General features: G+C 74.8%; 12 protein-coding genes and 1 pseudogene. 7 read left to right on the top strand and 6 right to left on the bottom strand.

What is annotated here, in order from left to right; translation table 11 throughout:
• Positions 1–43: 43 nt before the first annotated feature.
• Positions 44–1,327: a cation:proton antiporter gene (locus BJ961_RS01425; RefSeq protein WP_271319499.1), complete on the bottom strand. Its 1,284-nt coding sequence runs from the start codon at positions 1,325–1,327 to the stop codon at positions 44–46.
• A gap of 287 nt (positions 1,328–1,614) precedes the next feature.
• On the opposite strand from BJ961_RS01425, the gene BJ961_RS01420 reads away from it, so the two are divergent.
• Entirely contained in the window at positions 1,615–1,887 is a 273-nt protein-coding gene (locus BJ961_RS01420; RefSeq protein WP_271319498.1) for a hypothetical protein, read from the top strand.
• Between the two features lie 219 nt (positions 1,888–2,106).
• Here BJ961_RS01420 and BJ961_RS01415 read toward each other — a convergent pair whose 3' ends face one another.
• Entirely contained in the window at positions 2,107–3,681 is a 1,575-nt protein-coding gene (locus BJ961_RS01415) for a potassium/proton antiporter (protein ID WP_271319497.1), read from the bottom strand.
• A 24-nt stretch (positions 3,682–3,705) separates the two neighbouring features.
• Positions 3,706–3,996: a DUF3040 domain-containing protein gene (locus BJ961_RS01410; protein ID WP_271319496.1), complete on the bottom strand. Its 291-nt coding sequence runs from the start codon at positions 3,994–3,996 to the stop codon at positions 3,706–3,708.
• A 315-nt stretch (positions 3,997–4,311) separates the two neighbouring features.
• On the opposite strand from BJ961_RS01410, the gene BJ961_RS01405 reads away from it, so the two are divergent.
• The 5 genes and pseudogenes from BJ961_RS01405 to BJ961_RS01385 all read left to right on the top strand — a co-directional run bounded on the left by BJ961_RS01405 (position 4,312) and on the right by BJ961_RS01385 (position 8,736).
• Positions 4,312–4,524 (top strand): helix-turn-helix domain-containing protein, encoded by a 213-nt coding sequence (locus tag BJ961_RS01405; protein WP_271319495.1) that lies wholly within the window; start codon positions 4,312–4,314, stop codon positions 4,522–4,524.
• 142 nt (positions 4,525–4,666) lie between these two features.
• Positions 4,667–4,981 carry a zinc-ribbon domain-containing protein gene (locus BJ961_RS01400; protein WP_271319494.1) on the top strand — a complete coding sequence of 105 codons (315 nt, stop codon included), beginning with the start codon at positions 4,667–4,669 and terminating at the stop codon, positions 4,979–4,981.
• Between the two features lie 147 nt (positions 4,982–5,128).
• Complete coding sequence (locus BJ961_RS01395) at positions 5,129–6,220, top strand: PucR family transcriptional regulator (protein ID WP_271319493.1); 1,092 nt, start codon at positions 5,129–5,131, stop codon at positions 6,218–6,220.
• 128 nt (positions 6,221–6,348) lie between these two features.
• Positions 6,349–8,218: pseudogene (locus BJ961_RS01390) on the top strand (NAD-binding protein).
• An 83-nt stretch (positions 8,219–8,301) separates the two neighbouring features.
• Positions 8,302–8,736, top strand: coding sequence for a sec-independent translocase (locus tag BJ961_RS01385; protein ID WP_271319492.1), 435 nt, complete (start codon positions 8,302–8,304; stop codon positions 8,734–8,736).
• Positions 8,737–8,765: 29 nt separating this feature from the next.
• On the opposite strand, the gene tatA is transcribed toward BJ961_RS01385, so the two are convergent.
• Positions 8,766–8,984 carry a Sec-independent protein translocase subunit TatA gene (gene tatA / locus BJ961_RS01380; RefSeq protein WP_271319491.1) on the bottom strand — a complete coding sequence of 73 codons (219 nt, stop codon included), beginning with the start codon at positions 8,982–8,984 and terminating at the stop codon, positions 8,766–8,768.
• A gap of 163 nt (positions 8,985–9,147) precedes the next feature.
• On the opposite strand from tatA, the gene BJ961_RS01375 reads away from it, so the two are divergent.
• A complete protein-coding gene (locus BJ961_RS01375; RefSeq protein WP_271319490.1) occupies positions 9,148–10,761 on the top strand; it encodes an LCP family protein in 1,614 nt (537 codons plus the stop codon).
• On the opposite strand, the gene mgtA is transcribed toward BJ961_RS01375, so the two are convergent.
• Together mgtA and BJ961_RS01365 are read right to left on the bottom strand one after the other, a co-directional pair.
• Entirely contained in the window at positions 10,752–13,322 is a 2,571-nt protein-coding gene (gene mgtA / locus BJ961_RS01370; RefSeq protein ID WP_381158316.1) for a magnesium-translocating P-type ATPase, read from the bottom strand. The two genes, BJ961_RS01375 and mgtA, sit on opposite strands and share 10 nt — an antisense overlap.
• Entirely contained in the window at positions 13,315–13,686 is a 372-nt protein-coding gene (locus BJ961_RS01365; RefSeq protein WP_271319489.1) for an ArsR/SmtB family transcription factor, read from the bottom strand. The genes mgtA and BJ961_RS01365 overlap by 8 nt, the downstream gene beginning before the upstream one ends.

The raw sequence follows: 13,686 nt of genomic DNA, 5'->3' as shown, positions 1-13,686 counted from the left end.
CCCGCCCCCGCCCGTCGGCCGTCGGCCGCGGCACCGAGCGTCCTCACGTGGTGGCGTGCGTCGGCCCCGCGGGCTTCACGTGGGCGGAGTCCGCGGACTCCGCGGGCTCCACGGACTCCGCGAGCGCGGGTTCCGCGGGTACGGGCTCCGTGGGCTCCGCGGGCACCGTCCCGCCGGGGCGACGGGTGGCGCGGCGGGCGAGGGGCTCGGTGAAGCGGGCCGTGAGGGGGCCGATGACGACCATGATCAGGACGTACGCCGTCGCCAGCGGGCCGATGCGGGGCTCCACGCCCACGGCGAGTCCGGCGATGACGATCGAGAACTCGCCCCGGGCCACCAGCGTGCCGCCCGCCCGCCAGCGGCCCGCGCCCTGGATGCCGGCGCGACGGGCGGCGTACCAGCCGGTGGCGACCTTGGTGAGGGCGGTGACGACGGCGAGGAGCAGGGCGGGCACGAGAACCGGCGGAATGTCGGCCGGGTTGGTGGACAGGCCGAAGAAGACGAAGAAGACGGCGGCGAAGAGGTCGCGCAGCGGGGTGAGGAGGCTGCTGGCCCCCTCGGCGACCTCGCCGGACAGGGCTATGCCGACGAGGAAGGCGCCGACCGCCGCGGAGACCTGGAGTTCCTGGGCGAGGCCCGCCACCAGGAGGGTGAGGCCGAGCACCACCAGGAGCAGCATCTCCGCACTGTCGGAGGAGACGGCGCGGCTGATCAGCCGTCCGTGGCGCAGGGCGAGGTAGAGGACGGCGCCGACGGTGCCCAGGGAGATCAGCAGGGTGACGGTGCCCCCGGCCAGGCTGACGCCGGCCAGCAGGGCCGTGAGGATCGGCAGGTAGACGGCCATGGCGAGGTCCTCGATGACGAGGACGCCGAGGACGACGGGGGTCTCGCGGTTGCCGAGTCTGCCCAGGTCGCCGAGGACCTTGGCGATCACGCCGGAGGAGGAGATCCAGGTGACGCCCGCCAGTGCCACGGCGGCCACCGGGCCCCAGCCCAGGATCAGCGCCGCGGCGGCGCCGGGTACGGCGTTCAGCACGAAGTCGACGGCGCCGGACGGGTACTGGGTCTTGAGGTTGGTCACCAGCTCGGAGGCGCTGTACTCCAGGCCGAGCAGGAGCAGCAGCAGGATGACGCCGATCTCCGCGCCCGTGGCGGTGAACTCCTCGCTGGCCTGCAGGGGCAGGATGCCGCCGTGCCCGAAGGCGAGCCCGGCCAGCAGGTAGAGGGGGATGGGCGAGAAGCCCACGCGGCCCGCGAGGCGGCCCAGGAGCCCCAGGGCGAGGATGATCGCGCCCAGTTCGATGAGCATGGCGGTCGTGTCGTGCACGGGCGTCTGTCCTCCGGGGGTCGGGGCGTGGCGGGGGGCGCGCGGGGTGGCGTGTCCGGTGCGGTGGTTGCAGTGCGGGCGCGGGTGAGAGCGGGGGCGGATGCGGCTGGGGGCGGGGTGCGGATCTGAGCGGGGCGGACGCGAGTGACGGCGGGGTGCGGGTCTGAGCGGGGCGGACACGAGTGAGGGCGAGGTGCGGATCTGAGCGGGGCGGACGCGGCTGGGGGCAGGCCGAGGGGGCGTGGTCCGGCGGTGCGGGGCGCCTGCCCGGGCTGCCTCGGAGCCCGGTGTCTGAAGCCGGGCGCCTGGAGCCCGGCGCCCGGCCGGCCTGGGAGGCCCCCACGGGCCCCACGGCCCGCCCGCGCCTCCCCGGCGGCGCGACCGCCCACGGCGGCGGCGACGGCGACGGCGACGCGACGGCGACCGCGGCAGTCGACGGCATGGGCACCGTCGGCTCCCCGCCGCGGCGAGGGCACACGACCGCCCACAGCCAGGGCGGGACACGGCTGCCCCGGGTCGGAGCCGCACACGGCTGCCCGCGGCGCGGGGAGCACGGCTGATCGCGGAGGGGGCCGGGGGCGTCAGGCCCCGGAGGGTTCGGGAACGCTGTCGCGGGCCGCGTTGTCAATGCGGACGGTGCGGACGGTGCGTACGGCGGGGGCGCATGCGTGCATGTCGCGTCCCCCCGTCTCCTCGAACCGCCGCGCGGTCTGCGTGAATTGAGTATCCGTTCGCCCAGTGCGAGCATCACGGCTCGGTAAAGAAGTTTACCGCATCACTTATTGCGCATTGTGTTGCTTTTCGCGCCGTACGGGGAGCAAGTGTTCCGACTCCGAGGGTGCCGACTCCGAGGGCTCTGACTCCGGAGACCCGTGTTCACCCAGCCAGCGGGCCAGTTTGCCGCGTCGGCCGATGGCACGCAGGCGCCGTTCGGCCGCCTCCCTGACCCCGGGCGTGGTGACGAGCAGCAGTTCGTCACCCGAGCGCAGCACCGTCTCGCCGTCGGGCACGAGGCTGGCGCCGTCGCGGATGACCAGGGTCAGCACCGTCGGGTGCGGCAGCCGCAGTTCGACGACGGTGACGCCGTGCAGCCGGGAACCCGGCGGGACGGACACGCTGAGCAGGTCGGCGTCCAGGAGGTCGAGCGGCGCCGACTCCACCTGGATCTCGCGCAGCGCGTCCGTACGGGTCACGCCCGTCCACCGGGCGACGGCGGGCAGCGTCGGCCCCTGGAGGAGGGTGAACAGGACGACGAGCACGAAGACGATGTTCAGGGCGTCGCGCGCCCCGGTCACCCCGGCCACCACCGGGAACGTGGTCAGCACGATGGGCACCGCGCCGCGCAGACCGGCCCAGGAGATGAACACCTGCTCGCGCCAGGGCACCCGGAAGGGCAGCAGGCAGAGCAGGACCGACACGGGGCGGGCGACCAGCAGCAGGACCAGGCCGACGACCAGGGCGGGGAGGATCGCGGCGGGCAGTTCGGTCGGATCGACGAGCAGGCCGAGCATGACGAACAGGCCGATCTGCGCCAGCCAGCCGACGCCCTCGGCGAAGGAGCGGGTGGCCGCCCGGTGCGGCAGTTTGGCGTTGCCGAGGACCAGGCCCGAGAGGTAGGCGGCGATGATGCCGCTGGCGCCCAGCGCCCCTGCGGCGGCGAAGGCGACGACGCCGAAGCCGACCGTGGCCAGCGGGTACAGGCCGGTGGCGGGCAGGGCGATGTGCCGCAGGGCCGCGACGCCCAGCCGCCCGATCACCACACCCAGGGCGCCGCCGACCACGAGCTGGAAGAGCAGGTTGCCCACGACGGGCACCGGACCGGGCAGGTCGGCGGTGGTGGAGAAGAGCAGGACCAGGATGATGGTCGGCGCGTCGTTGAAGCCGGACTCGGCCTCCACCAGCACGCTCACCTTCCGCGGCAGCGGCAGGGCGCGCAGTACGGCGAAGACGGCGGCGGCGTCGGTGGAGGAGACGATCGCGCCGATCAGCAGGGCGAGGCGCCAGTCGATGCCCAGCAGCCAGTGCGCGCCCGCCGCGGTCACCGCGACGGAGACGGCCACGCCGGCGGTGGCCAGCACGCCCGCGGGGGCCAGCAGGCGCCGCACGTCGCTCCACTGGGTGGTCAGGCCGCCCTCGACGAGGATCAGCGCCAGGGCGGCGGCGCCCAGCGCCTGTGCCAACTGGGCGTCGTCGAAGCGCAGGCCGAGGCCGTCCTCGCCCGCGACGAGTCCGACGCACAGGAACAGCAGCAGGCTGGGCAGGCCGATGCGGTGGGCGGCGCGGGCGGCGGCGATGCTGGCCAGCAGCACGGTGCCGCCGATCAGCAGCATCAGGTACAGCTCGGACAGGGTCATCGAGCGCGCTCCGGGCCGTCCGGTTCAGGACTCGGGCGGCGGGCACCGGGTGCCGCGCTCACGGCGGTGCGGGTCGAAGAGTTCACCGGCCACGCCGGCGAAGACCAGGCCGGCGGCGATGAGCAGCCCGTGGGCCAGCACCAGGCCGGTGGCCAGCGCGCCCAGCGCGGTGACGAGCAGCAGCCAGGCGCGGCGGTACCGGTACTCGCGCGGACGGCAGGGGCGGCCGTCGGCGAAGGCCCGGGCGAAGCGGGGGTCCTCGCGGTGCAGCCGGGACTCGATCTCTCTGAGTTTGTTGTCATGGGGTACGGGCATGGGGTCCTCCTCCCGCCGCGGGGCCCTGGTCGGGCGACGCGGTCAGTGGGGCGGGCCATGTGCTCTCCTTGCGGGGGTGGGGCTCGACGATCACAGCAGGACGAAGCGGCAGGGCCTCGCATACGCGGCCGGGGTAAGGGGAGTCGGCTCAAGCCTCGCCCGTACCGGCCCGCGCGGGCCATCCGGGACGGCACCCACATTCGGCGGCGTCCGACCTGTAGGGATACGTTCGGATCTTGCCGCGCCTATCGAGAGTCAATAGATTCGCATCGCGGGCCGATGGAAACCGCGGGCGGACGGAAGGAGCGCTGACCGGTGCCGATCGTCGTCGACATCGACGTGATGCTGGCGAGGCGCAAGATGTCCGTGGGCGAGCTCGCGGAGCGCGTCGGCATCACCCCCGCCAACCTGGCGGTGCTCAAGAACGGCCGCGCGAAGGCGGTGCGCTTCACGACGCTGGCCGCGCTCTGCGAAGTACTCGACTGCCAGCCGGGGGACCTGCTGCGCTGGGAGGCCGCGGACGGCTGAGGCCGGAAGCGGTCCGGAGCGGATGGCCACGGATGGCCGCGGTCGGCCGCGAGTGGCCGTCGGGGCACGTCCCGGCGCAACCTGGGAGAGGATCTGCGTGTCCTGCGCGCCCGCGGGGCGCCGACCCGGAAGGACCCAGCTCGTGATCATCTTCGGCACCAAGGGATACCTCTACCAGCTCGCGATACTCACCCTGGTGTGCGGCCGGTGCGGCAACCCCGCCGCGCACACGCTCAGGAAGCGCGTCACGAAGTTCACGCTGTTCTTCGTGCCGCTGTTCCCGTTCTCCACGAAGTACGCGACGCAGTGCACCTTCTGCGGCGCCGAGCAGCAGGTCACCAAGGAGCAGGCGGAGCGGCTCCAGGCGCAGGAGGCCGGCGGCCAGGGCGGTTTCGGCGGCCCCGGCGGCGGTCAGGGGCACGGGCCCTCGCAGCAGCAGCCGTACCAGCGGCCGTAGGGCGGGCGGCTCCACGGGGTCCGTCGGCGGGCGGCGCAGAGTAGCGGTCGGCCCCGCTGTTCCGCGTTGCCGGTTTCCGGCAGCGTTGACTACCCTCACGTTGCCGGACACCGCGCACCGAGCGGGCACGGCAGGGGGAGGCACGGGGTGACGGACCTGCGGACGGACCAGCGGGAGACGCAACAGGAGACGTATCTGGCCGGGTACGCCGAGATTTTGGCGACGGTCGCCGACACGGGGCGACGGCTGACCCGCGACGAGCTGGAGGAGCGGCGGCTCCACGGTGAGCAGGCCGCGGAGGCGGGGCACAGCCTGCGCAGTCTCGTACGGCTGCACCTGGACGCCACGCGCACGTCCTGGCCCGGTGGCACGACGGCCTCCGGTCCCGACGGCACCGCCCCCGTGCTCGCCGCCGTCGCCCAGGCGGTGGACGCCTTCGCCGAGGGCTACGAACGCGCCCAGCGGCTGGCCGTACGCCAGGAGGAGGCGGCGCGGCGGGAGTTCATCGACGACCTGCTCTACGGGCGCAGCGACCTGGGCCGGCTCGCCGAACGGGCCGAGCGCTTCGGCCTCGTCCTCTCCCGCGCCCACGCCGTCGCGGTGGCCGAGGGACCCGAGGCGTACGACGACACCGCACCGGTCACCCGGATCGTGGAGACCGCGCTGATCTCCCGCTTCGGCGACCGGCGCATCCTGATCACCACCAAGAACGGGCAGTTGATCTGTATCGCGCCCGGCGACCAGGACGACGTCCTCTCCTACTTCGCCAAGCAGGCGTACGCCGCCACGGACGGCAGCCGGGTCGCCATCGGGCGCCCGCAGAGCGGCGCGGGCGGTGTGGTGCACAGCTACGAGGAGGCCGTCAGCACCCTCGAACTGGCCGACCGGCTGAGCCTGGACGAGCCCGTGGTGCGCGCCGCCGACATGCTGGTCTACCCGGTCCTGGCCCGGGACCGGCAGGCGATGGCCGACCTCGTACTGAGCGTGCTGGGGCCGCTGCGCGAGGCTCGCGGCGGTGCCGAGCCGCTGCTGAGGACCCTGGAGGTGTACTTCGACGCCGGCTGCACCGCGGCCGAGGCCGCCCGGCGTCTCGCGCTGAGCGTGCGGGCGCTCACCTACCGGCTGGACCGCATCCATCAGCTGACCGGGGCCGACCCGTCCGAGCCGGTGCACCGCTACACGCTGCAGACCGCGGCCATCGGGGCGCGGCTGCTGGGATGGCCCGCCCAGGAGATATAGGCGCACCCTCGGGCACTCCCCGGAACCGGGCACCGCGCCTGTACTGTCCTCCTCACATGGGGACTCACACGGGGAGCGTTCCGCGTCAGGGGCCGAATCAGGGGCCGCAGCGCGACGCGTACGCGCACATGGTGGTGTGCGGCGACGACGGGCTGGCGCACCGGCTGGCCGCCGAACTGCGCGGTGTCTACCGCGAGCAGGTCACACTCGTCGTCCCGCCCTCCGGACGCCGGGTGCCTCAGCCGGTCGTCGGGCGGGCCCGGGCGGCCTCGGCGGCGCTGCTGGACATGGTCAACGCGGCCGTCAACCGGACCGGCGGCGGCGAACCGGGCGCCCCGGACCGCGCGTTGGAGGCCACCGAGCCCACCGAGGACGTGCTCGCGGACGCCGGCGTCGAGCAGGCCACCGCGCTGGCCCTCGTCTACGACGACGACGAGACCAACATCCGCGCCGCCCTGACCGCACGCCGGCTCAACCCGCGCCTGCGGCTGGTCCTGCGCCTGTACAACCGGCGCCTGGGCCAGCACATCGAGGAACTGCTCGACCAGAGCGCCGTGTTGGCGAGTCCCGGGACCGGCGGCGTCGAGGGGTCGACGACGGTCCTGTCCGACGCGGACACCGCCGCGCCCGCGCTGGCGGCCACCGCGCTCGTCGGCACCAGCAAGATCGTCGAGGCCGACGGTCTGCTGCTGCGCGCGGTCGAGCGCGATCCGCCCCGCCCCGGCGAGGTGGCCGACCCCGGGCTGTGCACCCTCGCGCTGCTGTCCACGACGAGCAACGACCCGGCCGGTGCGGACGGTTCGGAGGACAGCGGTGAGCAGGGTCCGCAACTGCTGCCCGACGCGGCGGCGGTGGAGGCGGCCACCGGGCGCGGAACCGTCGCCCTGGAGCAGGTGTCGTACTCCGGGCCGCCGCTGGCCGCCGGACGGGCCGGTGTGCCCGCCTTCGGGGAACTGTTCTCACGGCGCCTGCGATGGTCGCTGGCCGGTCTGGCGGCGTGCGTGGTCGCACTCGCCGTCGCGCTGATGGTGGTCACCGGCGACCATCCGCTGCACGCCACGTACGTCACACTGCTCGACCTGTTCTCCATCAACGAACCCGCGCACAACGACGACGTCGGCCGCCAGATCCTCCAGCTCCTGTCCGGTTTCGTCGGACTGCTGCTGCTGCCGGTGCTGCTGGCGGCCGTGCTGGAGGCCCTCGGCACGTTCCGCACCGCGTCGACGCTGCGGAAACCGCCGCGGGGGCTCGGCGGGCACGTCGTCCTGCTCGGCCTCGGCAAGATCGGCACGCGTGTACTGACCCGGCTGCGGGAGATGGACATCCCCGTGGTGTGCGTCGAGGCCGACCCCGAGGCGCGCGGCATGGCCACCGCACGGCGGCTGCGGGTGCCGGTGGTGCTCGGGGACGTCACCCAGGAGGGCGTCCTGGAGTCCGCCAAGATCCACCGCGCACTCGCTGCTCGCCCTGACCAGCGTGGACACGACCAACCTGGAGGCGGTGCTGTACGCCCGGTCCGTGCGGTCGCGGCTGCGGGTGGTGCTGCGCCTGTACGACGACGACTTCGCGACCGCCGTGTACCGCACCCTGCGCGCCGCCCACCCCGGCGCCCTCACCCGCAGCCGCAGTGTGACGCACCTGGCCGCGCCCTCGTTCGCCGGCGCGATGATGGGCCGGCAGATCCTGGGCGCGATCCCCGTGGAGCGGCGGGTGCTGCTGTTCGCGGCGGTGCGGGTGGCGGGGCATCCGCAGCTGGAGGGGAGGACGGTCGGGGAGGCGTTCCGGGCGGGGGCGTGGCGGGTGCTGGCGCTGGAGGTCCCCGACGGACGCGGGGAGGCCGGTGCGCAGGGGGCGGCGCGGGCGTCCCGGCTGGTGTGGGAGCTGCCCGACACGTACGTCCTGCGGGGTGCGGACCGGGTGGTGCTGGCGGCGACCCGGCGGGGGCTGGCGGAGCTGCTCGGGCGGCGGGCGCGAACGGAGGGCCGGACCGGCATGTAGTTAACACTTGCGCAAGTATTAAACTGTTGGTCGGCTCCCGTCACGGGTGAGCCGACCGACGACGTCTGCGCGAGGAGCGGCCGGTGTTCTCCGACGTGGGCCCCATGGAACTGGCCGCGCTGGCGGTCCTGGCCGTCCTCCTCTTCGGGCCGGACCGGCTCCCGGAGGTCATCCAGAACGTGGCGGGCTTCCTGCGCAAGGTGCGGGAGGTCACCGACAGCGCCGAGGAGGAGATCCGCTCCGGACTCGGCCCGGAGTTCCAGGACTTCGAGCTCCGCGACCTGCGGCCGGAGACGTTCGTACGCAAGCACGTCCTGGACGGCGACGCGCTGGGGCTCGGAGCCGAGCCGGACTCCGGAGCCGACCCCGAGCCAGGCCCCGCCCCCCGTTCCGCGTCCGACCCCGGGCCCGGGCCCGACCCCGGACCCGGCCCCGGCGGCTCGTCGGCCCCGGCCGGGTCGCGACCGGGCCCGGAGGCCGACGCGCCCCGCGTCCCGTTCGACCCGGAGGCCACCTGACGGGCCGCGCCGGCCGCCGGGCCCGCGACTCAGCGGCCGGCGGCGGGGCCGGACCCGTCCCCCGGCGGGGAGCCGACGGGGGCGGCCGGCTCCTCCTCGGACCGCATCGCCCGGGCCTCGCTCTTGAGGATGCGGGCCGACTTGCCGAGTGAACGCGCCATGTCGGGCAGCTTCTTCGAGCCGAACAGTGCGATGAACACGACGGCCACGACGAGCAGGTGCCACGGCTCCAGTCCGTTGCGGAGCATTCCGCCACCCCTTTCCCATCCCCATACAGTTGCTATATTGCGCAACTATACAACTTTGGTTGGGGCCGGCCGCTTGCTCCGCGCGACCGGGCCACCGGACCACCGCACCGGACCGGACCACCGCACCGGACCACCGGACGACCGACTCGGACGAGGCGCGCACATGACCACGGACCAGCAGGCGACTCCCCCACGGCACGGCCGGAGGAAACCGCACCGCGCCCGGCGGCGCGCGGGCGGCGGGAACGGCCGGCACCCCGGCCGCCGGCGCGGTCGCGGCCGGCTGCGGCCCGTCCTCGCGACCTGCCTGGCGGTGGTCGTGCTCGCGACGGCCGGGGCGGGCTGGCTGTACCTGCGGCTGACCGGCAACATCGACACCTTCGACGCGGACGGCATATCCGACGACCGCCCCGCCGCGGCGACGAAGGGCGAGAACGTCCTGGTCATCGGCTCGGACGCGCGCACCGGAGGCAACGCCGACCTCGGCGGCGGCGACAAGGGCGACATCGGCCGCTCGGACACCGCCCTGCTGCTCCACGTCTACGCCGACCGCCGGCACGCCGTCGCCGTGTCCATCCCCCGCGACACCCTCGTGACCATCCCGCCGTGCAGGCTGCCCGACGGGACCTGGACCGAGGAACGGCCCGACACGATGTTCAACGCCGCCTACTCGGTCGGGCAGAGGGCCGAGGGCAATCCGGCCTGCACCCAGAACACCGTGGAGAAGCTCTCCGGGCTGCGGGTGGACCACACCGTGGTCGTCGACTTCCAGGGCTTCGCCTCGCTCACTGACGTCGTCGGCGGTGTCGAGGTGTGCCTGCCCCAGGACGTCTACCAGCGCGACCTCAACCCGAACCGCGCGACGCGGGGCGACAAGCTCTTCGACAAGGGCGTCCAGAACGTCTCCGGGCAGCGGGCGCTGGACTACGTCCGGATCCGGCACGGCATCGGCGACGGTTCCGACATCGGCCGCATCAAGCGCCAGCAGGCGTTCATGTCCGCCCTGCTGAAGAAGATCAAGGACGACGGTTTCACCCCGACCCGGCTGCTGCCGCTGGCCGAGGCCGCGACCGGTTCCCTGACGGTCGACCCCGGGCTCGGCTCGGCCGACAAGCTGTTGAAGTTCGCCATGTCGCTGAAGGACGTCGACCTGCACAACACCCGGTTCGTCACCATCCCCTGGCGTTACGCGGGCGACCGCGTGGCCGTAGTCGAGCCGGACGCAGGCGACCTGTGGGCGTCGCTCAGGAACGACCGCGCCCCGGACGGCTCCGACACCGGCACCGGCACCGGGACCGGCTCCGGGAGCGGGAGCGGCGGCGGTGGGGGCGGGAGCGGCGACCACGGCTCCGGCGAGGGCACGACGCACGAGGTGTCCGGCCGGGGCGTCGCGGTCGCCGTCCGCAACGGCACCCACACCTCCGGGCTGGCCGCCCGCGCCGCCGGGACTCTCCGGGACCACGGCTTCACCGTCACCGCGACGGGCAACGCCGACCGCCGGGACCACGCCACCACCGTGATCCAGTACGGTCCGGCCCACAAGGACGGTGCCGGGGCCCTCGCCCCGCTGTTCCCGGGCGCCCGTCTGGAACCCGTCGCCGGGGACGGTCTGGTCCTGGTCATGGGCGGCGACTACACCGGCGACGCGGTGGGGACACCGGCCTCCGGGGAGTCCGGGGCCGGGGAGTCCGGGGCCGGGGAGTCCGGGGCCGGGGAGGCGTCCGGCGATGCCCGCACGGCCGACGCCGATCCGTGCTCCGACCTCTCCTACGGCTGACGCCCGCGCCGGGTCAGGAGCGCCAGGACCGCCGCGTACCCGCTCAGGATCGCCACGAGCAGCCCGTAGTAGGCGGCCGGCAAGGGCTCCAGGCCCAGCGGCGTGCCCAGCGGCGTGAACGGCAGCGCGACGCCGACCGCGGCCAGCGCGGCGGCGGCGACCAGCAGCGGCCGGGGCACGGGCCGGGCCCCGGTGCGCATCAGGAGCATGACGAGGGCCTGGGTGAGGAGGTTCTCGGTGAACCAGCCGGAGTGGAAGGCGCCCTCGTCGTGCGCCGCCGACGCGGTGGCCGCCAAAGCGGCGAAGGTGGCCAGGTCGGCCAGGGCGCCGAGCAGCCCGAAGCCGGTGATGAGGCGGAGGAACGGCACGGAGCGCAGCACGGCCGGACGGGCCAGTTCACGGCGGGCCGGGCGGTCGTGGGCGAGGGCGAGCTGCGCCGCGTCGAAGCACAGGTTCTGCACCAGGACCTGCGCGGGGAGCATGGGCAGGAAGGGCAGCAGCAGCCCCGCGGCGAGCATCGCCATCACGTTGCCGAGGTTGGCGGAGAGCGTGATGCGCAGGTACGAGGCGATGTTGCCGCCCGCGTGCCGGCCCGCGGCGATCGCCTGGTCCACGGCCGTGAGGTCCTTGTCCGCCAGCACCACGTCGGCGCTGCGGCGGGCCACGTCCACGCCGCCCAGCGGGCACACGCCGACGTCGGCGGCGCGCAGCGCGGGCAGGTCGTTGACACCGTCGCCGAGGAAGCCGACGGTGTGGCCGCGCCGGCGCAGCACGGTGACGACCCGTGCCTTGTGCTCGGGCGTGCAGCGGGCGAAGACCGTGGTGCGGGCGGCCAGCGCGGCCAGTTCCTCGTCGTCGAGCGCCTCGGCGGCGCCGGCGTCGGCCACCTCACCCGGTTCCAGGCCCAGGTCCCGGCAGACCCGGGCGGCCGTGGCGGGGTGGTCGCCGGTGAGGACCTTGACGGCGACCCCTCGGTCGGCGAAGCGGCCGAGGGCGTCGGCCGCGCCGGGGGCGAGAGCGTCGCGGAAGGTGACGAAGCCGAGGAAGGCCAGGCCGCGTTCGTCGGCGGGCGTGTAGGGGCGGGTGCGGGCCGCGCGCTCGCCGGTGGCGACGGCCAGCACCCGCACCCCCCGGGCCGCGAGCCGGGCGGCGTCCCGGGCCAGTCGCTCCCGCTCGGCCCCGTCCATCGTGCACCGCTCGAGCACGGATTCCGCCGCTCCCTTGACGAGGAGGGTGTGGCCACCGAGCAGGCCGGGAGTGCGCACGACGGCCGTGGACAGCCGGCGCACGGTGTCGAAGGGCAGCGCGGCCACCGGGTCGTACGCCATCGCCTCCTCCGGGTCGCAGGCGTCCAGGAGGGCCTCGTCGAGCGGGTCGGGGACGGGCAGGTCGGCGATGTGCAGGGTCCACCAGGCGTTGACCGCCGCCCGGGCCAGCACGTCCGGCGCCGCGCGGCCCGCGGCGTCGACGGCCTCGGCGGCCACCGGCCGGTCCTGGGTGAGCGTGCCGGTCTTGTCCAGGCACAGCACGTCCGTCGCGCCGAGGTCGTGCAGGGCGGGCGGTCGGCGGACGATCACCCCGTGGGTGCGGGCGAGCGTGGCCGCGCCCCGGGTCAGGCAGGTGGTGACGACCACCGGGAGCATCTCCGGCGTCAGTCCCACCGCGACCGCGACGGCGAACGGCAGCGTCTCCAGGCCGCGCCCGCGCAGCGCCGCGTTCGCCATGAGCACCAGCGGCGGAGTGAGCAGCACGAACCGGATCAGCACCCACGAGATGCCGTGCACCGAACGGTCGAACGCGCTCGGCGGACGCGGACCGCCCGGCGCGTGCCCGGCGGCGAACCGGGTGCGGGCGCCGGTGGCGGCCACCACGGCGGTGGTGCTGCCCGCGACGACCGTGCTGCCCTGGAAGCACATGTCCCGGCGCGCGAACGGGGTGTCCGTGCCGGGCGGTTCGCCGGCCTCCTTGGCCACCGGGGCCGACTCGCCGGTCAACGCCGACTGGTCCACGGTCAGCCCGTGGGCGCGCAGCAGCCGTACGTCGGCCGGGACCAGGTCGCCCGGCCCGAGCCGGACGACGTCGCCGGGCACGACCTCGTCGACGGGTATCTCGCGCACGACGGGATCGGCCCCGGGACCGGCCCGGCGCCGCACACTCACGGTGGTGGCGACCAGGTCCCGCAGGTGGTCCATGGCCCGCTCGGCCCGGTGCTCGCCGTGCGAGCGCAGTACGCAGCTGACCGCGACCAGGGCCAGGATCACCCCGGCCGTGCCCCAGGAGGCGACGGCGGCGGAGACCACGCCGAGGGCGAGCAGCACCGCCGTGAACGGATCGCGCAGGCCGCGCGCCAGGCGCACCGGCCAGGAGGCGGCCCGGCGCGCGGGCAGCAGGTTGGGACCGTGCGCGCCGAGGCGGACCGCGGCGTCGTCCTCGGTCAGCCCGCGTGGTGACGCGTCCAGCGCCCGGAGCAGTTGCAGGGAGGTCAGACCACCGGTCGCCGGAGCGTCGGCGGACCCGGGGCCCGCCGGCCGGGCCGGTGCCGCCAGGAGGCGGTCAGGCACCGGTCCCGCGCAGCCGGCGCAGCGGCCGGGCGCCCTGCTCGCGCTCCTGCTCGGTGAGCTGCCCGATCATGAGGCGCACCACCGCCACGACGCCCGGGTCGTCGACGTAGTACACCTGGCGGCGGCCCTCGCGGCGGGAGCGCACCAGGCCGGCCAGCTTCAGCTTCGACAGATGCTGGCTGACGGCCGGCAGCGCGCCGCCGACCTGCTCGGCCAGGCCGCTGACGTCCTTCTCCCCCCGGGCGAGGAGCCAGACGATGTGCAGCCGCGCGGGGGCGGCGAGCAGGCCGAACGCCTCCGCCGCCCGGCCCAGCACCTCGTGGGACGGTTCCTCCTGGTCCGTTCCCCCCGCTCCTGCCGTCAC

The organism is Streptomyces lienomycini, from assembly GCF_027947595.1.
GTDB lineage: Bacteria > Actinomycetota > Actinomycetes > Streptomycetales > Streptomycetaceae > Streptomyces > Streptomyces lienomycini.
This window is presented reverse-complemented; position numbering and strand designations above follow the sequence as displayed.